Source organism: Microbacterium sp. ZW T2_14 (assembly GCF_044987405.1).
Lineage (GTDB): Bacteria > Actinomycetota > Actinomycetes > Actinomycetales > Microbacteriaceae > Microbacterium.
This window is the reverse complement of sequence record NZ_JBJDRK010000008.1, coordinates 45,479-69,107: the sequence shown is the minus strand read 5'-3', so window position 1 is coordinate 69,107 and position 23,629 is coordinate 45,479. Positions and strand designations below refer to the sequence as shown.

Sequence of the window (23,629 nt, the reverse complement as noted above, 5' to 3'; positions counted from 1 at the left end):
CATCGTGGACGGATGCCGGCGCTCGGGCCAACCGCTTGACAACCGCGCCTCTACGGGATTAGGCCCCTCTCAGCCGCGAGCGGTCGGTCCATAGCGTCGCGTGGTTTGCTGGAACGGGCGGCTCCTGCCGCCCGAGGTGAGGAGAAGACCATGACGGATGCCCCGACCGCGGCCTCTGCGCTGAGCCCCCGCGCTGCCCGCCCCGGCACGGAAGAACGGCGACGCGGGGTCGGGGCCGGGGGACGCCACCGCTTCACGGCCCGCCGGGCACACGTCGTCTCGGTCGAGCAGGTCGCTCCGGCGCTGCTGCGCGTGCGCGTCACCGGTCCTGAGTTCGGCGACTTCCAGAGCGGCGGCCCCGCCGACCATGTGCGCGTGTTCTTCCCGGATCCGGAGACCGGTGAGCTCGTCGCACCGACCGCGGCGGGTCCCGGCGAGGACGGCATCGTGCGGCCGGATGCACCCATGCACGCCCGCGATTTCACCCCGCTGCGGGTGACCGCGGCGGGCGGGGAGGTCGCTGTCGAGCTGGACTTCTACCTGCACCCGTCACCCGGTCCCGCCTCACGCTGGGCGAGCGATGCGGGCGTCGGCGACGAGCTGGTGTTCGTGGGTCCGCGCGGCTCGCGGGCAGCGCCCCAGGGCGCGGCCCGGCTGGTGCTCGTCGTCGATGAGACCGCCCTGCCGTCGGCGACCAGGTGGGCGGCCGAAGTGCCTGCCACCACGACGGTCGACGTCATCGCGACCACCGCCGACGACGGAGCGTGGGTCGACGCATACATCGGCGAGACGTCCGGCCGCACCGACGTGAGGGTGCATCGGCCCGACGCCGGCGACCCGGACGCGCTCGTCACCGCTCTCGACACCGTAGGGGTGGACGCCTCGACCTTCGTCTTCGCGGCGGGCGAGGCATCCGCTCTCATCCCCGTCCGCCGTCACCTGCGCCGCACGCTCGCGCTGCCGGCCGAGCAGGTCGCGCTGAGCGGGTACTGGAAGCGCGGCGCCGCCGGCTTCGATCACCACGCGCCGATCGACCCTTCCGACCCGGACTGAGTCAGCCCCCGAGGTCGCGATCCACCCGCTCGCCCGGCGGCGAGCGGGTGGATCCGCGGTCGGACTCAGTCGGCGGCGACCGCCGCGTTCGCGGCCTGCCAGTCCTCGGTCGACGTCGCCTTCGGCCGGCGAAGGAACAGCACCGCGACGACGCCGATCAGCATCACGGCCGCCGACAGCAGCACGGACTGCGCCATCGCCGTCGCGAACGGCGCGGCGACGACCTCGGGCAGCGCGCCCGAGCTGAAGCTGCCACCCGCCGCGTCGGCGGAACCGGGAATGTTCGCCTCGATGCGGCTCTGCATGAACACCGCGATGGCGGCCGAGCCCAGCACCGAGCCGATGGTGCGGGTGGTGTTGTAGATGCCGGCGCCGGCGCCCGCCTGCCGCGGCGCGAGGTTGCGGGTGGCGGTGGTCGCGAGCGGCCCCCACATGCCGGCGTTGCCGATGCCCATGATCAGCGACGGGATGAGGAACATCCAGATCGGCGTGTCGAGGTTCATCAGCACCGAGTAGAGGACGAGTGCGCCCGCCACCAGCAGCAGACCGGGAACGAGCAGCACCCGCGGGTCGGTGTGGTCGAGCCAGCGGCCCGCGAGCGGCGAGAGCACGCCGGCTGCGACGGCCATCGGGATGAGCAGCAGCGCCGACTCGGTCGGCGTCAGTCCGCGCGCCAGCTGCAGGAAGAACATCAGCGGCAGCGACATGCTGGTGACGGTGAAGCCGACCGTGGAGATTCCGATGTTGGCGACCGAGAAGTTGCGGTCGCGGAACAGCTCCAGCGGCACCAGCGCCTCGCTCTTGGTCTTCGCCTGCTGCCAGATGAACAGCCCCATGACGAGCACTCCGGCGATGATGAGCCCCCACACCGTGATCGGACCCCAGATGACGCCCCAGTCGTAGGTCTCGCCCTCCTGCAGGCCGAAGACGATGAGGAAGAGGCCGATGGCGCTGAGGAAGACGCCGACGAGGTCGAACTTGTGCGGGTGCGTCTCGAGCTTGGGGACGAGGATCCACGCCAGCACGAAGCCCACGACGCCCACCGGCAGGTTGATGAAGAAGATCCACTCCCAGCCCAAGCCGTCGACGAGCAGGCCGCCGGCGAGCGGCCCGACGAGCATCGCGACGCCCGAGGTGGCGCCCCAGAGTCCCATCGCGGCACCGCGCTGGTTCGGCGGGAACGTGCGCGTGATGATCGCCATCGTCTGCGGCGTCATGAGGGCCGCGCCCAGGCCCTGCACGGCGCGGAACGCGATGAGCGCGCCGAGCGTCGGCGACAGGCCGCACGCGAGCGAGGCGAGGGTGAAGACGGCGAGGCCGCCGAGGTACATGTACTTCGGGCCGAACCGGTCACCGAGCCGCCCGGTGATGAGCAGGGGCACCGCGTAGGCGAGCAGGTAGGCGGAGGTGACCCACACGACGTTGTCGAGGTTGTTGGTGTCGGGGTCGAGGGCGGCCTTGATCGCGGGGTTGGCGACGGAGACGATCGTCGTGTCGACGAGGATCATGAAGAACCCGATGACGAGGGCCCAGAGGGCCGGCCACGGGCTGCGGGGCTTGTGTCCCGCGGCGTAGGCACCGGTGGGCGGGTGTGCCGCCGCGGCGGTTGCGGATGCCGCGCCCGCCGTGCGGGTGGCGTCCGGGGTGTGGGGGCTGGTCACTGGCGTGCTGCCTTTCTCTGGGCGAAATAGCGTTCCGAGGGGGTCTCGTCAGGACCCCAGGGGAAATCAGGAGCGGCGATACGCGGAAGCGTCGCGTCCATCCAGGCCAGCTCGGCCTGGAGCAGCGCCTCTTCGCGGCTGATCTCGAGCAGGTACTGCTCCGGCACGCCCTTGCCGACGGCGTGCCGCCGGCCGGTGGCCAGGGCGTCGAGCGCGTCGGCGAGCGCTCCACGGCGCGCGTCGAGGAGAGCGACCGCCTCCGCACGATCGAGGCCGTGCGCCTCTGCGAGTGCGACGCGGAACTCGGCGGGGCGATCGACACGCGGCAGCTCGCGGCGCACCCATTCCAGCACCGCCGCGGCTCCGGCATCCGTCTGCGTGTAAGTGGTGCGCTCGGGGCGATTGCCGTCGCGGTCCACTCCCACCTCGGCGATGAGTCCCGCCCGCTCGAGGCGGGCGACCGTGTGATAGACCGTGCCGTTCGTGATGGTGACGAGGCGGTCGTCGCGGCGCAGATGCATCAGCCGGATCATCTCGTACGGGTGCATGTCGCCCTCGCTGAGGAGTGCGAGCACGGCCACCCCGAGCGGGGTCAGGCGTGCGACAGCGTCCATCACGGTGATCCTCCATGTCGATTAGTCCAGATGGACTATACCCCTCCGATCGGATGCCGTCACCCCTCGTGTATGTCGCAGGGGCGTCGTACCGTGAGGCCATGCCAGACAAGGCCGTCGCGCGCCGCCAGAAGTTCCCGGAGTCCTACGCGATCTTCGACCCGATCGTGGCGGAGTGGACCGCGCGGCCCGACGTCGCCCTCGGGGCGATGTTCGGCTCGGAAGGGTTGAACGTCCGTGGCAAGGTCTTCGCCTTCGTGACCTTCGCCGGCGAGCTGATGGTGAAGCTGCCGGAGAGCCGCGTCGGCGAGCTGGCAGAGGCGAACGAGGCGCAGCCTGCGGTCATGCGCGGCAGGCCGATGCGCGAGTGGGCCACGGTGGGGACGGATGCCGCGGACCGCTGGGCGCCGCTCGTCGCCGAAGCCTTCGCGCACGTCGACGCGATCACCCCCTGATGGGGGCATCACTGGTCGGGCGTCTCGCCTGCGCGTTCGACGATCACGCCGATCTGCGTCCTGTTGCGCACGCCGAGCTTGAGACGGGCCTGCTGGATGTAGGTCTTCACTGTGGACAGGGCGACGTGCATCGACCGGGCGATCTCACTGTCGGTCGCGCCCGCGGCCACCAGTCGGGCGGCGTCGCGTTCTCGTTCGGTCAGGCTCGCCAAGAGCTGAGCCGCTGCGCGGCGGGCTTCAAGCCCCGAATCGGAAGCAATGCGTTCGACGAGCGCACGTGTGTGCCGCGGTGAGAGAAAGGCATCGCCGCGGGCGACGGTGAGAACGGCTTCGGCGAGCGCTTCCGGTGCGGTGTCTTTGAGGACGTAGCCGTAGGCGCCGGCCGCCAGCATCCTCTGAACCGCCTCAGGGGTCGCGATGCTCGTCATGGCCACAACGTCGGTGTCGACCTGCCCGAGCAGCGCCCTGGTCGCCTCTATTCCGTCCATTCCCGGCATCTGGATGTCCATGAGTACGACATCCGGCCGCCTGACGCGCGCCACCTCGATTCCCTCGGCACCGCTGCCCGCACTGCCCACCACCTCGATATCTGCTCGCGGGCCGAGGATTCCCTCTACCGCGGCGCGCACGAGGAAATCATCGTCGATGATGAGCACTCGCACGGGGCGATCGACATCGACGGAGGGCACTCCGCAACGATATCGGTGCTGGAGTGCTGGTCAGCCTCGCCGCTTCGCAGAGGTCTGGTCAGCTCCACGGCAGGTGCACGTCCAGGATGAACTGCCCTTGGTGGGGACCGATCCACGCCGTTCCGCCGGCCGCTCGAGCTCGTTCTCGGACGCCCTCGATCCCCCGCCCTCCCCCGGGGATTCCGCCCGCGGATGGCATCAATGCGTTCACGACGCGAATTCGGATGCCGCGGTCCGCGGCCGCGTCCAGGACGACGGAGACAGGTGCGCCGGGCGCGTGCTTCAAGGCGTTGGTCAGGCTCTCCTGCAAGACGCGGAACGCCGCGGCGTCTCTGGCGGGGCTCGCAGTCTCCAGCCCTTCGATGACGACATACGCGTCGATTGGGTGGCCAGCCGCGCGAAGGTCGGCAAGAAGCTGACCGACCATTCGCAGCGAGGCGTGCGTCGCACCTGTGTCCTCGTCGGTGTCGGACCGCAGTCCGCCGACGACATCCCGAACGTCTTCGAGAGCGGCGTGTGCCTGCCGGCGCACCACGCGCGCCCACTCTGCGAGCTGGGGATCCACGGGCGCCGCCGCAGCTTGCGACTCGAACGCGCCCGCGGCGAGTGCCATCGATGACAGCCGGTGGCCCAGCCCATCGTGAAGATCACGGGCGATGCGTTCTCGCTCGGCTTGTCGCGCCAGCTGCGCGTCGAGCTCTTCGGCCCGCTCGGACGCACGCTCCGCCCGAAGGTGACTGACCGACGCCTCGACGCGTGCCCGCCGGTAGGCGACGAGACCCGCGACGAGTGCGAGCGAGAGCACCGCGATCACCGCGGCGCCGATGTTCCCGCTGGACTGGCCCTCGTCGTACGTTGCGCTCTCGAGCGTCCACGCGAGCGCGCCTCCCCAGGGCGTCAACGCCTCGCGAAGCACGAACAGCACGACGCCACCGCTCGCGAGCGTCCCGATGAGCACGGTCTTGCGCGGCCACCGTATCAGCGCGTGGTACACCCCGACGAGGGCCAGCACGTACGAGACACCCACGAGCATCAGCACCCCGCCTGCGGCGATGACGACGAGTGGCGCGCGGGCTCGCACGAACACCGTCGTCCAGCAGACGATAGATGCCAGCACGAGCACAACGCCGAACGTCGTGATCGCGGCCGCGGGCTCATCTCCGCCGGTGAGCGTCGCGGCGCCGGGCACATTGATGACGCAGTAAGTGTCGAGCAGCGCGCCCAGCACGAAGATCAACGTCGACCGTCCCCCACTGCGCAGTCGCGAAAAGCGACGGGGCGCAGTGCGCGCGAGGGCGGTCATGACACCGAGCCTAGAGAGGTCCGCAGACGACGGCCTCCCCCCATCGCCCATGGATGTTCAGACGATCGACCAGGCCGTTCCTGTCGATGGGAGGAGGCGCGACGGGGGCCGAGTTGTGAGGCTGATGAGGCCGGCACAGGCACCGCATGTGCCATCGCCAGCAACCAATAGACTCCGACCTGGATGAGAAAGTTCTCATCCTTTGACGTTCCGGGAGGAAATCACATGTCGTTCGACAACACGCAGCCGCCGCCCCCTCCGGCGCCGGCTTCCACGCCGTCCGTCGGCGGGCCCGCCGCCCCGACGGGGCAGGCACCGGCGGCGGCCTCGTCGCGGATTCACCCGGTCGGCTGGGCGGCGCTCGGAGCCGCCGTCCTCGGCTTCATCTTCGCCTGCATCCCCGGCGCGCTGATCGTCGGCTGGATTCTGCTGCCGGCCGCATTCGTCCTGGCGATCATCGCTCTCGTGCTGAAGGGTAAGAAGTGGCCTGGCATCGTGGCGCTGATCCTGAGCATCGTCGGCACGATCATCGGTTTCGTCGTCTTCTTCTCGCTCGCTGCTGCGGCGGTCAGCGACGCCATCGACGAATCGACGGGCACTTCGGTCACGGCACCGACCGAGGACAGCTCGGACACGGAGGACGCCGATGACGAGCCGGTCGCAGAAGCGGGATCGTCGCGCGAGAACCCGGCACCGCTGGGATCTGTGATCAGCGGAGACGAATGGGACATCACGATCAACAGCGTTGCGCTCGGCGCAACGGATCAGGTACTGGCTGCCAACCCGATCAACCAGAGCCCGGAAGATGGATACGAGTACATCCTGGTCAATGTGACCGCGACCTACACCGGTGCTGATAAATCGATGCCCGCGTTGACCACCATCAACTACGTCACACCCGAAGGGGTCACGATCGACGGGCTGGACACCTTCGCGGTCGCCCCCGATGCTCTCGACACGACGAGCGAGCTGTACACCGGCGCCTCGGCCACCGGTAACCTCGCGCTCGCCGTACCGTCGGCGACCGCCGACGCCGGGGTGCTCGTCGTGACTCCGGGTATTCTCGCCGACGACGTGTTCGTCGCCGTCAAGTGATCGTCGGGCAGGGGTGCCGCGCGTGCTCGCACAGCACCCCTGCCCGTTCCGGTTTGGCCGTGGCGCTTTCACGCCGGCCGGATCCGGGCGTTCACGCAGCAGCCCGTCATGCGCGGCCGCCAGCCGGGATAATGGGGCGGGTGACGGCTACCCCCACCCCCACGACCGAGCTTCCCGGCTGGCGCCACGCGTACTCCGGCAAGGTGCGCGACCTCTACGTCCCGGCCGAGACGCCCGAGGGCGGCGATCCCGCGCGGCTGCTGGTCGTGGCCAGCGACCGCGTCAGCGCGTTCGACCACGTGCTCTCGCCGGGCATTCCGGGCAAGGGGGAGCTGCTCACCACCCTCAGCCTCTGGTGGTTCGACCAGCTCGCGGGCGCCGACGGCGGACGCGGCATCCCGAATCATCTCGCTGCCTCGCACACCCTCACCCTGGGCGCCGACGGCGAGGCGAACACTGCCGACGACCTCAAGAGCCTGATTCCGGATGCCGTCATCGGGCGTGCGATGGTCGTGAAGAGTCTCGACATGCAGCCGATCGAGTGCGTCGTCCGCGGGTACCTCACCGGCTCGGGCTGGGCGGAGTATCGCGAGAGCGGCACGGTGTGCGGCATCTCGCTGCCCGACGGGCTGTCGAACGGCGACCGGCTGCCTGAGCCGATCTACACGCCCGCCTTCAAGGCGCCGATGGGCGAGCACGACGAGAACATCTCGTACGAGCGCACCGTCGAGCTCGTCGGCGCCGAGCGTGCGGCCGAGCTGCGCGACCTGTCGCTCGAGATCTACGCCCGCGCCGCGGCGACCGCCGAGGCGCACGGCGTGATCCTGGCAGACACCAAGTTCGAATTCGGGCTCGACGAGAGCGGCGTGATGACGCTCGCCGACGAGGTGCTCACCAGCGACTCGTCACGGTACTGGGATGCCGCGGCCTGGGCGTCGGGCACCACCCCCGACGAGCGCATGGCGAGCTTCGACAAGCAGATCGTCCGCAACTGGCTCGCGGCGAACTGGCCGGCACCGCGCGAGGGCGAGCCCCCGGCGCTTCCGGCCGACATCGTGGCTCGCACGACCGCGCGCTACCGCGAGCTGCTCGAGCGCCTCACCGGCGCCTGAATTCCGGCCGCGGCAACGCTGGGCGAGGGGCGTTCCGTTTCGAATCCCGGTCGTTGAGCGAGCGAGGAACGAGCGAGACGAAACGCGTCAGGCGTTCTTCATCGCCTTGAGCCGTGAGAGCAGCACCGGCGCCGTGGTGTCCAGTGCGCGGCCGCCGATCAGGATGCCGCCGACGAGCACGGCGGTGCCGACGACGATCCCGACCGCGCACGCGATCCAGCTGAGCGTCGCGTTCTGCGTGAAGTAGCCGATCAGGCCGACGATCACGACGGGTGCCGACAGCACCAGCGCGACCAGCCAGATGCCGAAGAACGCCATGCCCTGCAGGAACGTCGTGCCGGGCACGCGCTTGAACGGGTTGTCGCCGGAGGCGGCCACGGGCACCACCAGCTGCGCGGAGGTGACCGCGCACACGCCGTAACAGGTGAGCAGGATGCCGACCGACATGCCGAGGATGCCGGGGAACTGCGCCCACTCGCCGGACAGGGCGATCGGCACGATCACGGCGACCAGCACGAGGGGCAGTGCCACCGCGGCGGCGGCGAGGCTGCGGCCGATCCGGTCGGCGCGCCCCGAGGCGCCGGTGATGAGCTCGGTGCCGAACGCCGTGCCGTCGTACGAGATGTCGGCGTACACGACGATGCCGATCACCATCGCGATGATCGGACCGGAGAACGTCAGCGCGACCAGGGGATCGCCGTCGCGGGCGTAGAACCAGAGCAGCACGGGCACCAGCGGCGCGCCGATGAGCTGGCGCAGGTAGCGCGGGTCGCGCGTCCAGTAGGTGACCGCGCGGGCGAAAATGGCGCCCGCCGCACCGGTCGGCACCCGGCCGAACCAGCCGATGGAGCCGGCGCGCACCGGCGCGGCCGACGTCTGGTGCGGGTGTACCAGCGACCGCCCGAGCGACGCCTTCCACACCAGCCAGAGCACCGCGAGCGTCACGAGGGCGATCAGGAGCTTGACGGCCGCGCCCGCCAGATCACCTGCGGCGGCAGCTGCCGGGATCGCCCACGCGGCACCGAGCGGCGTCCAGCCCAGCACCGGGATCGTCGACGCCAGCGTGTCGACGTTCACCGCGAAGCCGGTCGCCACCCCGGCGATGATCGGCCCGGCCAGGATGAGCGGGATGAAGACGACGATGCCCGCGGCCTCGCGGAAGCGCCGGCCTCCGCCGAGCCCGGAGGCGAGCGATGCCACGGTGCGTGACGCCACGACGGCGGTCACCACGGCCAGCGGCGTGCTCACGAGCCAGCCGACGATCGCCGCCGGCCAGTGCACCCAGGTGGCGATCGTCGCGATCGCCGCGGCGGAGGTGATGATGCCGGGGATGCCGCAGACCCCCGCGAGCGTGAGCGCGACCATCATGCGCGACAGCGACATCGGGAACACCACGAGCCGGGTGGGATCCAGCGTGGTGTCGACGCCGAAAGCGATCAGCGGCACGAGGGCCCATCCCAGCGTCACGACCGAACCGACGCCGACGATCACGCTGCTCGCGAGCGGCAGCGTGCTGAAGCCGAGCAGCACCAGCCCCACGGCGATGCCCGCCAGCAGGCCGAGCCCGTACAGGGCGCCGAAGATGAAGCCGACGAGCTGCCACGGGCTGCGCGCGAGCTGATTGCCGAGCACCCGGAAGCGCAGCCTCAGGAGCGTCGCAACCATTCCGGCCCTTCCGTGTGGCGGCGGCCCCCGACGAGCTCGACGAAGCGGTCCTGCAGCGATTGTCCGGCCCGCACGTCGTCGACGGTCCCGGCGACGAGCAGGCGTCCCGCTGCGACGACCGCGACGTGGTCGCACATGCGCTGCACGAGGTCCATCGAGTGGCTCGAGACGATCACGGTGCCACCGCCGGCGACGTAGCTCGTAAGGATGTCCTGGATGTTCGCGGCCGACACCGGGTCGACCGACTCGAACGGCTCGTCGAGCACGAGCAGCCGTGGCGCGTGCACCAGGGCGCAGGCGAGCGCGATCTTCTTGGTCATGCCGGCCGAGTAGTCGACGACCATCGTGCCCGCGGCATCCGTCATATCCATGAGTGCCAGCAGGTCCGCCGTACGGCGCGCGATCTCATCGTGCGGGATGCCGAACAGCAGGCCGTTGTAGGTGACGAGCTGCTCGCCGGTGAGGCGGTCGAACAGCTTGACGCCGTCAGCGAGGTTGCCGAGCATCGCCTTGGCGGTGACGGGATCACGCCAGACGTCGACCCCGTGCACCAGCGCCTGGCCCGCGTCGGGGGCGAGGAGACCCGTCGCCATCGACAGCGTCGTGGTCTTCCCGGCGCCGTTGGGCCCGACGAGCCCGTAGAACGACCCGGCAGGCACCCGCAGGCTCAGATCCTCGACAGCCACCTTCTGGCCGAACCGCTTGTGCAGGCCGCGGAGCTCCAGGGCCGCCGGCGCTCCATCCGCGGCGGAGACGCCGGCGCTCGCGGCGACCGGCGCAGCAGCGGCAGCGGGAGCGGGTGCAGGAGCGGGCGCCGGGCCCGGCGCGGCCGCAGGCGGGGAGGTCGGGGGCATCGCTGGATCGGTCACATCTCTCCGTCACATCGGTTTCGCACACGTCGGCGCCGGGGGCGTGGCACCAGCCTCTCGGATGCCGCGCCGCCGGGGCAACTCGCGACCCGCCGGCGCTCGCTAGGGTGATGCTCGCACCATCCCCCGAGCGCAAGGAGCGCACATGCCAACGTGGACCATTCACGGCAACGGCCGGACCGTCGAACCCGGCAAGGTCGTGAAGCCCGACGAGCGTCTGAACTGGCCCGCCACCGTCGCGATCGGCGCGCAGCACGTCATCGCGATGTTCGGCGCCACGTTCCTCGTGCCGGCGATCACCGGCTTCCCCGTCTCCACGACGCTGCTGTTCTCGGGTATCGGAACACTGCTGTTCCTGCTCATCACGAAGAACCGGCTTCCCAGCTACCTCGGCTCGTCGTTCGCGTTCATCGCGCCGGTGACCGCCGCCACCGCCTCGCAGGGCATGGGCTCCGCACTCGCGGGCATCGTCGCTGTCGGCGTGCTGCTCGCCGCGGTCGGCTTCATCGTCCAGTTCGCCGGCCTCGGCTGGATCGAGAAGCTCATGCCGCCGGTCGTCGCCGGCGCCATCGTGGCGCTCATCGGCTTCAACCTCGCACCGGTCGCGTGGACGAACTTCCAGCAGGCGCCGATCACGGCGACCATCACGCTCGTCGCGGTCATCCTGTTCAGCGTGCTGTTCCGCGGCTTCCTGGGGCGCATCTCGATCTTCCTCGGCGTGATCGTCGGCTACGTGGTGGCACTGCTACGCGGCGAGGTCGACTTCAGCGCCGTCGACAAGCTCGTCGCGAGCGGGCAGTGGGTGGGCCTCCCGACCTTCGCGTTCCCGACGTTCGGCGACCCGGGCACCTGGAGCGTCATCGCGATGTTCCTCCCCGTCGTGCTCGTGCTCATCGCCGAGAACGTCGGTCACGTGCGCGGCGTCGCAACGATGACGGAGTCGTCGGTCAACCAGTACACCGGCCGCGCACTCATCGCCGACGGCGCGGCCACGGTGCTCGCGGGCACCTTCGGCGGCTCGGGCACGACGACCTACGGCGAGAACATCGGCGTCATGGCGGCGACCCGCGTGTACTCGACCGCCGCGTACTGGGTCGCGGGCCTGTTCGCCATCCTGCTGTCGCTGTCGCCGGTCGTGGGCGAGGTCTTCAACTCGATCCCCGCCGGTGTGCTGGGCGGAGTGACGACCGCGCTGTACGGTCTCATCGGCATCATCGGCATCAAGATCTGGGTCGACAACCGCGTCGACTTCTCGCGCCCGGTGAACCAGTACACCGGCGCTGTGGCGCTCGTCATCGCGATCGCCGGATTCACGATGCAGTGGGGCGACTTCCAGCTCGGTGCGATCGTGATCGGCGCGGCAGCCGCCCTGCTGATCTACCACCTCGGCAACGCCATCGCCCGCTGGCGCAAGACCGGCGCGGACGACGGCGGACCGATCCCGGCCGTCGGCCAGCTGGGCGGCGACCCGCAGTAGTGGACGACGGATGCCGTCACCCCGGCCGTCGAGTCGGCACCGGGTGGCGGCATCCGTCGTCCATCTCGGATTTGGGGCGCACGGCGCTCGTTCGGGGCGTGCCGCGCGCGCCCCGAACGATCGCGGCGCGCCCCGAACGCAGAATGACCCGGGGCCTCCGGGCGACCCCGACGCATCGTGCGGGGGAATGAAGGGCGGAGGCGGGCGGTTCTCATTCATGTGAATGCAGAACTCGCGGTGCCCGACCGTCTCGCCGCCGACACCTCGATGGGAGCCGTCACGCTCCTCGTGGGCGACCTCGACGGCATGACGGCGTTCTACCGCGACGTCATCACGCTCCAGGTGCTGACCGCCGACGGCGACGAGGTCGTGCTCGGCCGCGCCGGCCGCGCGGTCGTGGTGCTGCGTCATGAGCCGGCGCTGCGGCACGCCACGCCCGGGGCGGCCGGGCTCTTCCACACCGCGATCCTGTTCGAGACGCAGGAGGCACTCGCCGCCGCGCTGTACAGCCTCGCCCAGCGCGCGCCGCAGACCTTCACCGGCTCGGCCGATCACCTGGTGAGCCAGGCGTTCTACCTGACGGACCCCGAGGGCAACGGCGTCGAGCTGTACTGGGACCGCGCCCGCACCGAGTGGTCGTGGACGCACGGCAGCATCGAGATGGCGACGCTCTACCTCGACCCCAACACCTTCCTCCGCGAGCATCTCACCGAGCGGGCACTGAGCGGCGCGAGCGGGCAGGACGCGGCATCCGTGGGTCATGTGCACCTGTCGGTCGGCGACGTCGCGAGCGCGCGGGCGTTCTACGTCGACGCGCTCGGGTTCGATCAGACCGTCGCGATGGGCGACCAGGCGCTGTTCGTGAGCGCCGGCGGGTACCACCACCACATGGCGATGAACGTGTGGAATTCGCGGGGCGCCGGACCACGGATGCCGGCACTCGGCCTCGGCCGCGTGGACCTGTCGCTGCCCGACGCCGACGCGCTCGGCGCACTCGCCGAGCGTCTGCGGCACCACGGCCTCGAAGTGCGCGACGACGGCCGCACGCTCTCGTTCGACGACCCGTGGCGCAACCTCCTGCACGCCACCGTCCCCGGTCGCGGCTGACCGCAGCCGTCCCGGCCTCGGCGATCGGGCCCGCAGGCTCCCCTCGGATTCGCCGAGACAGGGGAATCCCGGCGAGACAAGGGGCATCGCCCTCGGTTTCGACGCGAATCCCCTGTCTCGACGAGGCAAGCGCCTCGTGGGCACGCCGGAGCGCGGCGCTAGACGGACTCGCGGACGACGAGTTCGGTCTCGAGGATCGTGACGTGACGCGGATGCCGGCCCGCGAGCAGATCGATCAGCACCGACGCCATGCGCTCGCCCTGCTGGAACGACGGCTGGCGCACCGTCGTCAGCTGCGGAGTGACCGACGTCGCCACGGGCGAGTCGTCGAAGCCGATGATGGCGATGTCCTCCGGGACGCGGAGCCCCGCGCCGGCGAGCACCGTGAGGACACCGCGCGCCATCAGGTCGCTCGCGACGAACAGCGCATCGGGCTTGGCGCCCGTGGCGAGGATCCGCCGCATCGCGTCGGCGCCGCCGTCGGCGGTGAAGTTGCCGTCCTCGATGGCGATCTCGTCGAGCTCCCATGCCGCGAGCGCATCGCGGTAGCCCTGCAGCCGGTCGATGCCGGCGGGCATGTCGCGCGGCCCGGTGATCGTCGCGATGCGCCGGCGGCCGCTCTCGATGAGGTACACCGTGGCGTCGTACGCGCCGCGCACGTTGTCGACGTCGACGTAGTAGTCGCGCTCGCGCTCGCGGACCGGCCGGCCGCCGTAGACGACCGGCACGACGCTGGCGATGCGGTCGATGAACGTGTCGCTGGTGTGATGCGAGACCACCACGGCGCCGTCGACGGCACCGCTGCGGACGTAGCTGGTGGTCTTGTCGCCCGGGTCGTCGCTCGCGATGAACAGGTTGAGGACGTAGTCCGAGCGGCTCAGCCGCGAGTTGATGCCCGAGACGATGGCGGCGAAGAAGGGGTCGCCGAAGAATCGCGTGGTGTCCTCGGGAACGATGAGCGCGACGGCGTGGGTCTTCTGGCTCGCCAGCGACCGTGCGGCCCGGTTGGGGACGTAGTTGAGATCGGCGATGGCGCGCTTGACCGACTCGAGGGCCTCGGGGCTGACAGCCGTCGAGCCGTTCACGACGCGCGACACGGTGGAGCGGGAGACGCCCGCCGCGGCGGCGACTTCTTCGATCGTGACAGCCGATCGGATGATCTCGGTGCTCATCTGTCCTCCTCCCGAATGCTACGACCCGATGTGAGGGCCGGGGCCGCTACGGCGTGGTGGCCGCCGCGCGGGCGGACTCCAGGTCGAGCGCGCGTGCGCCGATGATCCGGCGGTACTCGAGCGCGCTGTCCTTCGGCGTGCGCTCCTGCGTGTCGTAGTCCACACGCACGATGCCGAACCGCTTCTCGTACCCCCACGCCCACTCGAAGTTGTCGAGCAGCGACCAGTAGAAGTATCCCCGCACATCGACGCCGCCCTCCGCGGCGTCGAGGATCGCCCCGAGGTGGCCGCGCAGGAACTCCACGCGATCCGCGTCGTGGACGCGCTTCTCGCCGCCGTCGACGACGAGCTCGTCGTCGTACGCCGCGCCGTTCTCGGTGACGTAGAGCACCGCGCCGGCGGCCTCGGCGTACTCGTCCCACACCCGGTGCAGCAGGGTGGTGAGCCCTTCGGGCTGGACCTCCCACTGCATGGGTGTGCGCGGCAGCCCGCGCTCGTGCCAGAAGATGCCCTCGTGCGAGGGGAACGGCGAGTGGCCCGGGCGGTCGGTCGGCGCGTCGCCGCCGATCGGCGGGGCGACGGGCTCGTGACCACCGACGTACTCGCCGTGGTAGTAGTTGACGCCGAGCGTGTCGATCGGGGTCGCAATGGTCTCGAGGTCGCCCGGACGTACGGCGGACTCCCACGCGGCGACGGCTGCGGCATCCACCTTCCGGATGTCCTCGACGATGTCGGCCGGGTACTCGGCGCGGAAGATCGGGTCGAGGAACCACCGGTTGAACTGGCCGTCGATGCGGCGCGCGGCGTCGGCGTCGGCGGGGTCGTTCTCGTCGACCGGCTCGGCGACCGTGAGGTTGAGCGTGATGCCCAGCTTCAGCGACGAATCCCGCGCACGCAGTTCGCGGACGGCCTGCCCGTGGCCGAGCAGCAGGTGGTGCGCGGCGAGCACACCCTCTTCGACGCTGTAGTGGCCCGGTGCGTGGATGCCGGCGGTGTAGCTCAGGAACGACGAGCACCACGGCTCGTTCAGCGTCGTCCAGACGTTCACCCGATCGCCGAGTGCGTCGTGCATCGTCAGCGCGTACTCGGTGAACAGGTCGGCGGTGTCGCGGTTCGCCCAGCCGCCCTTCTCCTGCAGGGCCTGCGGAAGGTCCCAGTGGTAGAGCGTCAGCCACGGCAGGATGCCGGCATCCAGCAGCTCGTCGGTCAGTCGCTTGTAGAAGTCGACGCCCTGCGGGTTGACCGCCCCGCCGTCGGGCCGCACGCGCGACCACGACGTCGAGAAGCGGTACGTCTGCAGCCCCAGGTCCTTCATGAGCGCCACGTCGTCCGCGTAGCGGTGGTAGTGGTCGCACGCGACGTCGCCGTTGTCGGCGTTGATGACTGCGCCCGGAACCCGGCTGAACGCGTCCCAGATCGAGTCGCGGCGGCCGTCCTCGTGGGCGGCGCCTTCGATCTGGTACGCAGCGGTGGCGGCGCCGAACAGGAAGTCCGAGGGGAAGGCGCGCGGGATCGCGGTCGTCATGAGGGTAGGGTCCTCTCTGGATGCGTTGAATTCAGGATGACTGAGGCCGTGCCGAGGCGGTAGGCCTAGCCCTTGACGGCACCGGCCATGATTCCACTGACCAGCTGCTTGCCCGCGAAGGCGAACAGGATGAGCAGCGGGATCGTGGCGAGCAGCACGCCGGCCAGAACGATGGAGTAGTCGACGAAGTAGTTCGACTGCAGCAGCGAGAGCGCGACGGGCAGCGTGGGGCTCTGCCGGTCGAGCACGATGAAGGGCCAGAAGAACTGGTTCCAGGCGCCGACGAAGGTGAAGAGGAACAGCATGGCCGCCGCGGGGCGGGCCGCGGTGACCCCGACCGTCCAGAAGGTGCGGATCATGGATGCCCCGTCCACGCGCGCCGCCTCGATGAGCTCGTCCGGCACCGTCTGCGACAGGTACTGCGTCATCCAGAACACGCCGAACGCGCTGGTGAGCGCCGGGACGATGATGGCGCCGATCTGCCCGGTCCAGCCGAGGTCCGAGAACAGGATGTACAGCGGCACGACGCCGAGCTGCATGGGAACGGCCATCGTGGCGACCACGAAGGCGAGCAGCCACTTGCCGCCCGGGAAGCGGAGCTTCGCGAACGCCCAGCCCGCGAGGGTCGAGAAGACGACGACGGATGCCGCGATCACGGTCGAGCTGAAGATCGAGTTCCACAGCGCCAGCCAGAAGTTCACCGCCGGGTCGTTCACGACCGACAGGGCGTTGGCGATGAAGTTGCCACCCGGCAGCCACGACATGTTCGGGTTGTTGATGGTGCTGGCGTCGCCCGAGCCGATCAGGAACGACCAGTAATAGGGGAAGATCGCGGAGACGATGACGACTCCGAGGCCCACGTACACCCAGAACCCGGCGCGGACGCCGCGGATCTTGGTGGTGCGCCCGCTGCGACGGCCGTTGGGAAGGTTCTCTTCCACGACGGCGAGGGGCGGGGTGCTGATGGCGCTCACTGCTGGGCTCCCTTCCGGCGACGGCGGCGCTGGATGACGCCGCGACCACCCTCGTCGCGCACGAGGCGACGGGTGATGCCGAGATTGATCAGGCCGATGGCGAGGATGATGATGAACAGGATCCACGCCAGGGCTGCGGCGCGGCCGAAGTTGAACTCGCCCCAGCCGATGTTGTAGAGGTACAGCGTGATCGTGAGCCACTGGCCGGCTGCGCCGCCGCGACCGGTCTGGTCGAACATGCGCGGCTCGTCGAAGATCTGCAGTCCGCCGATGGTCGAGGTGATGATCACGAAGATGAGGGTCGGCTTCAGCGACGGCAGCGTGATGCTCCAGAACTGGCGGAAGGCGTTGGCGCCGTCGACGGTGGCGGCCTCGTAGTACTCGCGGGGCACGGCCTGCATCGCGGCGAGCAGGATCAGCGCGTTGTAGCCGGTCCAGCGGAAGTTGACCATCGTCGCGATGGCGATGTGGCTCCAGAACGGATCCTTGTGCCACGCGATCGGGTCGAGGCCGATGCTGGTGAGGATGTTGTTCACTAGGCCGTGGTTGTCGCCGAACATGTTGCTGAAGATCAGCGCGACGGCGACGGGTGCCATGACGTACGGCAGCAGAACACTCATGCGCCAGAAGGTCTTGGCCCGGATGTTGCGGTCGAGCATCGCCGCGATGAACAGCGCGAGCACGAGCTGCGGCACCGACGACAGCAGGAAGATGCTGAACGTGTTGCGCAGGGCGATCCAGAAGTCCGCCTGCGACAGGATCCAGGTGTACTGGTCGAAGCCGACGAACGTGCCGGAGTTGCGGACGAGGTCCCACTCCTGGAAAGAGATGATCGCCGTGTAGACGATCGGGAAGAGTCCCACGATCGCGAACAGGATGAAGAACGGCGAGATGTAGAGGTAGGGCGAGAACTTCAGGTCCCAGCGGCTCACGCGGTGGGAGAAGGACAGGACGCGCGGGGCGCGTTCGGGTGTGGGCCGATCGGCCGGCCCCGATGCCGTGGGGCGGGTTGCGGTCGAGGTCACCGGGGGGCTCCGATCCGGATGGAGAGATGGGCGCTGGGGGGAGTGCGTGCGGGTCGCGGTGGACCCGCACGCACTCCGGTACTGCTGTCAGATCATGGCCGCGCGAGCGGACATGTCATCGGTGTCGACCGATCAGAACGCTTCGACTTCGGCGACGTAGTTGTCCCACGACGTCTGGGCGTCCTCCGTGCCGTCGAAGACGCGGGTGATGGCGTCCTGCAGCGCAGTGTTGTACTTGAAGTAGTCAGCGCTCTTGTAGGGCGTGACCGTGATCGCGTCCGACCGCTCCGCGAAGATCGAGCCGGTGGGGGCGTCGGCGAAGTACTCGTTCGTCGAGTCCGTGATCGAGGGAGCGGCCTGCGCGTCGATGGCGCTCGGGAACGCGCCGACGTTGACGAAGGTCTTCTCCTGCTGCTCCGGAGCGGTCAGCCAGTCGGCGAGCTTGAGCGCCTCATCGACGTTCTTGCCGTTGGCCGGGACGGTCAGGTACGAGCCGCCCCAGTTGCCGCCGCCGTTGGGGAACGCGTTCGCGATCTCCCAGCCGGTGACCTCGGGTGCGTTGCCCGAGATGATGCCGAGCATCCACGGCGGGCACAGCATCGCGGCGAATTCGCCGTTGGCCATCGAGGCGTTCCAGTCGTCCGACCACTGGCCCGAGTAGGCCGAGTTGGGGATGGCGCGCTCGACGACGAGGTTGTACGCCGCCTCGAGGTCCGGGTTGTCGGTCGCCACGACGGTGCCGTCAGGCTCGTCGTACGGGAACTCGATCTGGTTGACGATGCCCTGGAACGCGGAGTTCGCGGCGTCGATCATCGGCTTGCCGGTCGCGGCCTTGTACTGGTCGGCCAGGTCGAAGAACGTGTTCCAGTCGCCGTCGATCGCGCCTGCGACCTCGTCGGGCGTGGAGGGCAGTCCGGCGGCGGCGAACAGGTCGGCGCGGTAGCAGACGGCCTGCGGTCCGATGTCGGTGCCGAAGCCCACGAGACGCCCATCGGCGTCGGTCGCTGCTTCTTCCTTCCACTCGACCCAGCGGCCCTTGGCGCTGTCGGGCACCTCGGCGAGCAGGTCGGAGTACTGCATCGCCTCGGCGAACCAGTCGACCTCGACGGCCTCGATGTCGGCCAGGCCTTCCTTGCCGAGCTTCGCGAAGTAGTTCGTGCGGGCGTCATCGGTGATGGCCGCCTTGTTGTGGACGATCTTCACGTTCGGGTTCTCGTCCATGTACTCCTGGAGGAGTTCATCGTCGTAGCCGAAGTCGTTGAAGGTCGCCAGGGTCAGCGTGATCTGGCCGTCTTCGCTGCCGGCGTCGTCGTTGCCGCTGCTGGCGCAGCCGGCGAGAACGATGGCCGAAGCCGAGAATGCGGCGATTGCCACAGCGCTTCTGCGGAAGGCGCGTGCGTTCACTGTCACTCCTTTGTGTTGTCAGGGTCGTGTGTTTGCAGGTTCGGCGCGGAACGAATCCGTGCCGTGGTGCGACCGTGGGAGCGGTCCCATCGATCGAGAGGTCACGCTACGGGAGCGCTCCCACGAAGTCAAGGGAGCGCTCCCATGGTTTGGTCACGGTTGCGTCACGGCCCGGAAAGACGGGCGTCGATACGACGGATGCCGCGGCCCGTAGACTGGAGGGGATCCCTGCCCGCGACATCCGGAGCTGTCACATGCCCACCATCGTCGTCGACGTCATGCCCAAGGCCGAGCTTCTGGACCCGCAGGGGAAGGCCGTCTCGGGCGCATTCGCACGCCTCGGGGTCTCCGACTTCAGCGCGGTGCGCATCGGCAAGCGATTCGAGCTCACCGTCGAGGGCGAGGTCACCGACGAGGTGCTCGCCGAGGCTCAGCGCATCGCCGACGAGATCCTGTCGAACGCGGTGATCGAGGACGTCGTCGGCATCGAGGTCGTGGAATGACCGCCCGCATCGGCGTCATCACCTTCCCCGGCTCGCTCGACGACCGCGACGCGCAGCGGGCGATCGAGATCGCGGGCGGCGAGCCCGTCGCCCTCTGGCACGGTTCGCACGACCTCGACGGCGTCGACGGCCTCGTGCTTCCCGGCGGCTTCAGCTACGGCGACTACCTGCGCGCCGGAGCCATCGCGGCGCTCGCACCGATCATGTCGGAGGTGAAGGATGCCGCAGCCCAGGGCATGCCCATCCTCGGCATCTGCAACGGCTTCCAGATGCTCGTCGAGGCGCACCTGCTGCCCGGCGGCCTGATCCGCAACGCGCACCAGCAGTTCATCCGCCGCGACCAGCGCCTCCGCGTCGAGAACAACGACACGGCATGGACCAGCGATTTCGCTTCCGGCCAGGAGATCGTGATCCCGCTGAAGAACGCCGACGGCGGGTACATCGCCTCGGAGGACGAGCTCGATCGCCTCGAGGGCGAGGGTCTCGTGGTGTTCCGGTACGTCGGCGTGAACCCCAACGGGTCGCTCCGCGACATCGCCGGCATCACCAACGAGCGCGGGAACGTGGTCGGCCTCATGCCCCACCCCGAGCACGCGGTCGAGCCCGGCTTCGGCCCCGACACCGCGGTCGCCATGCGGTCGGGCGTCGACGGCCTGTCGTTCTTCACCTCGGCCATCGCCGCCGTGGTCGGCGCCGCGGCCTGAGCCGCGGCATCCCATTCGGTGAGAGTGCATCTCGTCGCCGAGGGGTAGGGGCGTTCCCTATCCCTCGTCCACCAGCTGCACTCTCGCGTGGAGACGGAGGGCTCAGACCGTGCCGGCGGGCGGCCAGACGCCGATGATGAGCGCCATGATCACGATGGTCACCAGCTCGTGCGCGATGTTCATCACCGTCAGCGACGACGGTCGGCCTTCGAAGGCGTCATGCGTGATGAACCGCGCGGCCGTGAAGCCCGCCCACAGGATGACACCCGTGCCGAGAGCGGCGAGCAGGTAACCGCCCCCGTAGAAGTGCCACGCGATCGACGAGGCGCCGGCGAGCACCCATGCCGTGACGAAGCTCACGATCACGGTGACGACGATCGGAACGACGGCGCTCGCGCCGGGGCGGTTCATGTCGACGTTCGCGAGTTTGGCCCAGCGCGTGCCGAACACCTTCGGCGTGTACCAGATCGAACCGACGACCATGCTCGATGCTGTCGCGATCAGCACCGCCCAGTAGTTGATCTCGGGAACCATGTCCGCCTCCTCGGTCGGGACACCGCTCGGGCCGCGGTGCCCGCTGGCCGAGAGCGTAGCGCCGCGCGCGAACGCCGAGCCCGCGCCTCGCCGGTAGCGTGGAGAGGGTGAGCACCGGCATCCCGAATCTCGTCGTCAGCGTCCCCACCGAAGAACTCGCCGCCGATCTCGGGGAGCTCCCCGCCGGCGTCGAACTGGTGGTGTGGCCGATGGATGCCGCGGCCCCGCGCGACCGCTTCGACATGGTCGTGCCGCCCTACATGTCGATGGCGCGCGTGCTCGAGCGCCTCGAGGGCGTCGAGGTCGGCCTCGTGCAGGGCCAGTCGATCGGATACGACGGCGTGGCCGACATCCTGCCCGCGGGGCTCACCTTCGCCAACGCGGCCTCCGTGCACGAGACCTCCACGGCAGAGCTGGCCGTCGGCCTCGCCATCGCCGCGCAGCGGCACCTCGACGCGTTCGCCATCGACACGGCCGCCGGCAGGTGGGCGCCGGTCTTCGCGCAGAGCCTCGCCGACCGTCGGGTCCTCCTGCTCGGGTACGGCGGCGTCGGCAAGGCCGTGGCCGCGCGCCTCGCACCCTTCGAGGTGGAGCTCACGCCCGTCGCCTCGCATGCGCGCGACGAGGACGGCGTCACCGTGCGCGGCGTCGACGAGCTGCCGACCCTGCTCCCCCGCGCCGAGATCGTGATCCTCACGCTGCCCGGCGGCGCCGCGACCCAGAAGCTGGTCGACGACGCCTTCCTGTCGGCGCTGCCCGACGGCGCGCTCATCATCAACGTCGGCCGCGGCTCGCTCATCGACACCGAGGCGCTCGTGGATCACGTCCGCCGTGGCCGCATCCGGGCAGCGCTCGACGTCACCGATCCCGAGCCGCTGCCCGAGGGACACCCGCTCTGGAGCCTCCCCGGCGTGCTCATCACGCCGCACGTGGGCGGGGCCTCGAGCGCGATGCGCCCGCGCGTCGCGAAGCTGGTGCGCACGCAGATCGAACGCCTGGTCGCGGGCGAGCCGCCGTTGAACGTGGTGCTCGGCGCCTGATCCCGGGGGACGGAACGTGAACATCCAGGACGCACTGGCGGCGTCGGCCGCTCTCCTCGGCGCCGCCATGGGCGGCGTCTACTTCGGCTTCTCGCTGCTCGTCATGCCCGGTCTCTCACGCTCGCCCGACGACGCGGCGCTGCGTGTCATGCAGCAGATCAACCGGTCCGTCGGGCCGGTGTTCCTGCTGCTGTTCGTCGGGTCCACCGCGGTGGCCGTCGCCTCGGCGATCGCGGAGCTGGTCGCCTGGCAGGGCGCGGTCCCGGCCTGGCGTCTCGTCGGCGATGTGCTGATCATCGCCCATTTCTTCGTGACCGCGGGCTTCCACATCCCCCGCAACACCGCCGTGGACCGGCTGTCGCCCGACGACGCGGCGGCGCAGCGGACCTGGCGGGCGACGGCCCGCCAATGGACGATCGGCAACCACGTGCGCGGCTGGTGCGCCTTCCTCGGCGCCGCGATCCTCATCGCAACGCTGCTCCTCTGACGGCCCGCGCCGCAGCCGGCGTTGAACGTCGGCTCGAGGCGTTTCGTCTCGGTCGCTCGCGCTCCCTCGCTCAACGACCGGGACGGGAGTGTGCCGTCGAGCGGGTGAGAGAACACGGAGAACGCGAGTCACCCAGTCGTTGAGCGAGCGAGGAACGAGCGAGACGAAACGCGCCGCAGCCGGCGTTGCAGCGAGACCCGAGACGTTTCGTCTCGGTCGCGGGCGCTCCCTCGCTCAACGACCGGAGCGGGGAACGCGTTCGCCTCGCTCGACGGCCGCGCCGGGAGTGTGCCGTCGGTCGTTGAGCGAGCGAGGAACGAGCGAGACGAAACGCGCCGCACCCGGCGTTGCAGCGAGACCCGAGACGTTTCGTCTCGGTCGCTCGCGCTCCCTCGCTTAACAACCGGAACGGGGAACGCGTTCGCCTCGCTCAACGACCGGAACGAGGAACGCGTTCGCCTCGCTCAACGACCGGAACGGGAGACGCGCCGCGGGGCGTCACCGGTGGTCGATGTCGGCGCCCGACCAGAGGTCGCCGCACTCGACCTCGACGACGCCGCCGGTGACGAGATACGGACGCGCACCACGGTCTCCCCCCAACGCCTCGGACAGCGCGGCGAAGTGCGAGCGCTCGATCGCGACAGGATGCCCCGGCATGCCCTCGTAGACGGCCTGCACGAGGGGCGCTCCGCGGCGAAGCGTCGCGATGACTCGACGGACGACGGCGGCCGGCGCGTCGGGCGTGTCGACGGGCAGCACGATCACGGCGTCGAACGCGCCGTGATCGGCTCCGGGCACCGAATCGGCGGTGGATGCCGAGCCCTGCGCCGCGCGCAGTCCCGCTCGCAGCGACGCCGAGAGTCCGGCGGCCCAGTCTGCGGCCTCGACCACGCGGGCGTCCGGCACGAGCGCGGCGACCTCGTCGGCGCGCGCCCCGACGACCACCAGCACCTGGTCGCATCCGCCGTCCCGCAGCGTGCGGATGGCGCGAGCGACCCAGGGCTCGCCGTCCGCCGTGCGCGCGAGACCCTTCGGCGACCCGTATCGGGTCCCCGCGCCCGCCGCGAGCACGATCCCGCAGATGCGCACGAACGGGCCTCCTCCGGATGGGATGCCGCCGCGGTGCCGACGGCGTTTCCTGAGCGTAGTCCGCGCGAAACA

The 23,629-nt window shown here is 69.9% G+C and carries 23 protein-coding genes; 10 read left to right on the top strand and 13 right to left on the bottom strand.

What is annotated here, in order from left to right; translation table 11 throughout:
• Positions 1-150 precede the first annotated feature (150 nt).
• On the top strand, positions 151-1,053 hold the full coding sequence (locus tag ACI3KY_RS04620; protein WP_404929030.1) for a siderophore-interacting protein: 903 nt from the start codon (positions 151-153) through the stop codon (positions 1,051-1,053).
• Positions 1,054-1,118: 65 nt separating this feature from the next.
• Here ACI3KY_RS04620 and ACI3KY_RS04615 read toward each other — a convergent pair whose 3' ends face one another.
• Positions 1,119-2,561 (bottom strand): DHA2 family efflux MFS transporter permease subunit, encoded by a 1,443-nt coding sequence (locus ACI3KY_RS04615; RefSeq protein ID WP_404929060.1) that lies wholly within the window; start codon positions 2,559-2,561, stop codon positions 1,119-1,121.
• A gap of 149 nt (positions 2,562-2,710) precedes the next feature.
• Positions 2,711-3,328: a PadR family transcriptional regulator gene (locus ACI3KY_RS04610; RefSeq protein WP_404929029.1), complete on the bottom strand. Its 618-nt coding sequence runs from the start codon at positions 3,326-3,328 to the stop codon at positions 2,711-2,713.
• A gap of 101 nt (positions 3,329-3,429) precedes the next feature.
• On the opposite strand from ACI3KY_RS04610, the gene ACI3KY_RS04605 reads away from it, so the two are divergent.
• Positions 3,430-3,783 (top strand): hypothetical protein, encoded by a 354-nt coding sequence (locus ACI3KY_RS04605; protein WP_404929028.1) that lies wholly within the window; start codon positions 3,430-3,432, stop codon positions 3,781-3,783.
• 8 nt (positions 3,784-3,791) lie between these two features.
• On the opposite strand, the gene ACI3KY_RS04600 is transcribed toward ACI3KY_RS04605, so the two are convergent.
• Both ACI3KY_RS04600 and ACI3KY_RS04595 read right to left on the bottom strand, forming a co-directional pair.
• Positions 3,792-4,472, bottom strand: coding sequence for a response regulator (locus tag ACI3KY_RS04600; protein ID WP_404929027.1), 681 nt, complete (start codon positions 4,470-4,472; stop codon positions 3,792-3,794).
• Between the two features lie 58 nt (positions 4,473-4,530).
• The gene (locus tag ACI3KY_RS04595) at positions 4,531-5,775 is read right to left on the bottom strand and encodes a sensor histidine kinase (protein WP_404929026.1); all 1,245 of its coding nucleotides are present in this window, start codon (positions 5,773-5,775) and stop codon (positions 4,531-4,533) included.
• Between the two features lie 225 nt (positions 5,776-6,000).
• Between ACI3KY_RS04595 and ACI3KY_RS04590 the strand changes: the two genes are divergently transcribed.
• Positions 6,001-6,870: a hypothetical protein gene (locus ACI3KY_RS04590; protein WP_404929025.1), complete on the top strand. Its 870-nt coding sequence runs from the start codon at positions 6,001-6,003 to the stop codon at positions 6,868-6,870.
• A 131-nt stretch (positions 6,871-7,001) separates the two neighbouring features.
• On the top strand, positions 7,002-7,982 hold the full coding sequence (locus tag ACI3KY_RS04585) for a phosphoribosylaminoimidazolesuccinocarboxamide synthase (protein WP_404929024.1): 981 nt from the start codon (positions 7,002-7,004) through the stop codon (positions 7,980-7,982).
• A gap of 87 nt (positions 7,983-8,069) precedes the next feature.
• Here ACI3KY_RS04585 and ACI3KY_RS04580 read toward each other — a convergent pair whose 3' ends face one another.
• A complete protein-coding gene (locus ACI3KY_RS04580; protein WP_404929023.1) occupies positions 8,070-9,647 on the bottom strand; it encodes a hypothetical protein in 1,578 nt (525 codons plus the stop codon).
• Positions 9,629-10,501, bottom strand: a complete 873-nt coding sequence (locus ACI3KY_RS04575) for an ABC transporter ATP-binding protein (protein ID WP_404929022.1) — start codon at positions 10,499-10,501, stop codon at positions 9,629-9,631. The genes ACI3KY_RS04580 and ACI3KY_RS04575 overlap by 19 nt, the downstream gene beginning before the upstream one ends.
• Before the next feature lie 160 nt (positions 10,502-10,661).
• Between ACI3KY_RS04575 and ACI3KY_RS04570 the strand changes: the two genes are divergently transcribed.
• Together ACI3KY_RS04570 and ACI3KY_RS04565 are read left to right on the top strand one after the other, a co-directional pair.
• On the top strand, positions 10,662-11,993 hold the full coding sequence (locus tag ACI3KY_RS04570) for a uracil-xanthine permease family protein (RefSeq protein WP_404929021.1): 1,332 nt from the start codon (positions 10,662-10,664) through the stop codon (positions 11,991-11,993).
• Between the two features lie 267 nt (positions 11,994-12,260).
• The gene (locus ACI3KY_RS04565) at positions 12,261-13,100 is read left to right on the top strand and encodes a VOC family protein (protein ID WP_404929059.1); all 840 of its coding nucleotides are present in this window, start codon (positions 12,261-12,263) and stop codon (positions 13,098-13,100) included.
• Positions 13,101-13,258: 158 nt separating this feature from the next.
• Here the strand turns inward: ACI3KY_RS04565 and ACI3KY_RS04560 are convergent, their stop codons facing one another.
• The 5 genes from ACI3KY_RS04560 to ACI3KY_RS04540 all read right to left on the bottom strand — a co-directional run bounded on the left by ACI3KY_RS04560 (position 13,259) and on the right by ACI3KY_RS04540 (position 19,200).
• Positions 13,259-14,272, bottom strand: coding sequence for a LacI family DNA-binding transcriptional regulator (locus ACI3KY_RS04560; protein ID WP_404929020.1), 1,014 nt, complete (start codon positions 14,270-14,272; stop codon positions 13,259-13,261).
• 46 nt (positions 14,273-14,318) lie between these two features.
• Positions 14,319-15,797 carry a glycoside hydrolase family 1 protein gene (locus ACI3KY_RS04555; protein ID WP_404929019.1) on the bottom strand — a complete coding sequence of 493 codons (1,479 nt, stop codon included), beginning with the start codon at positions 15,795-15,797 and terminating at the stop codon, positions 14,319-14,321.
• Between the two features lie 65 nt (positions 15,798-15,862).
• Positions 15,863-16,771 carry a carbohydrate ABC transporter permease gene (locus tag ACI3KY_RS04550; protein ID WP_404929018.1) on the bottom strand — a complete coding sequence of 303 codons (909 nt, stop codon included), beginning with the start codon at positions 16,769-16,771 and terminating at the stop codon, positions 15,863-15,865.
• The gene (locus ACI3KY_RS04545; RefSeq protein ID WP_404929017.1) at positions 16,768-17,796 is read right to left on the bottom strand and encodes a carbohydrate ABC transporter permease; all 1,029 of its coding nucleotides are present in this window, start codon (positions 17,794-17,796) and stop codon (positions 16,768-16,770) included. The genes ACI3KY_RS04550 and ACI3KY_RS04545 overlap by 4 nt, the downstream gene beginning before the upstream one ends.
• A gap of 132 nt (positions 17,797-17,928) precedes the next feature.
• A complete protein-coding gene (locus tag ACI3KY_RS04540; protein ID WP_404929016.1) occupies positions 17,929-19,200 on the bottom strand; it encodes an ABC transporter substrate-binding protein in 1,272 nt (423 codons plus the stop codon).
• A gap of 254 nt (positions 19,201-19,454) precedes the next feature.
• Here ACI3KY_RS04540 and purS point away from each other — a divergent pair, with 254 nt between their 5' ends.
• Both purS and purQ read left to right on the top strand, forming a co-directional pair.
• Positions 19,455-19,703, top strand: a complete 249-nt coding sequence (gene purS / locus ACI3KY_RS04535; protein WP_194412072.1) for a phosphoribosylformylglycinamidine synthase subunit PurS — start codon at positions 19,455-19,457, stop codon at positions 19,701-19,703.
• Entirely contained in the window at positions 19,700-20,407 is a 708-nt protein-coding gene (gene purQ / locus ACI3KY_RS04530; RefSeq protein ID WP_404929015.1) for a phosphoribosylformylglycinamidine synthase subunit PurQ, read from the top strand. The genes purS and purQ overlap by 4 nt, the downstream gene beginning before the upstream one ends.
• A 102-nt stretch (positions 20,408-20,509) precedes the next feature.
• Here the strand turns inward: purQ and ACI3KY_RS04525 are convergent, their stop codons facing one another.
• Positions 20,510-20,941 carry a DUF1761 domain-containing protein gene (locus ACI3KY_RS04525; RefSeq protein WP_404929014.1) on the bottom strand — a complete coding sequence of 144 codons (432 nt, stop codon included), beginning with the start codon at positions 20,939-20,941 and terminating at the stop codon, positions 20,510-20,512.
• 107 nt (positions 20,942-21,048) lie between these two features.
• On the opposite strand from ACI3KY_RS04525, the gene ACI3KY_RS04520 reads away from it, so the two are divergent.
• Entirely contained in the window at positions 21,049-21,981 is a 933-nt protein-coding gene (locus tag ACI3KY_RS04520) for a 2-hydroxyacid dehydrogenase (RefSeq protein ID WP_404929013.1), read from the top strand.
• A gap of 16 nt (positions 21,982-21,997) precedes the next feature.
• Positions 21,998-22,468, top strand: a complete 471-nt coding sequence (locus ACI3KY_RS04515) for a DUF1772 domain-containing protein (RefSeq protein ID WP_404929012.1) — start codon at positions 21,998-22,000, stop codon at positions 22,466-22,468.
• A 498-nt stretch (positions 22,469-22,966) separates the two neighbouring features.
• Here the strand turns inward: ACI3KY_RS04515 and ACI3KY_RS04510 are convergent, their stop codons facing one another.
• Positions 22,967-23,557 (bottom strand): NTP transferase domain-containing protein, encoded by a 591-nt coding sequence (locus ACI3KY_RS04510; protein ID WP_404929011.1) that lies wholly within the window; start codon positions 23,555-23,557, stop codon positions 22,967-22,969.
• Positions 23,558-23,629: the final 72 nt, after the last annotated feature.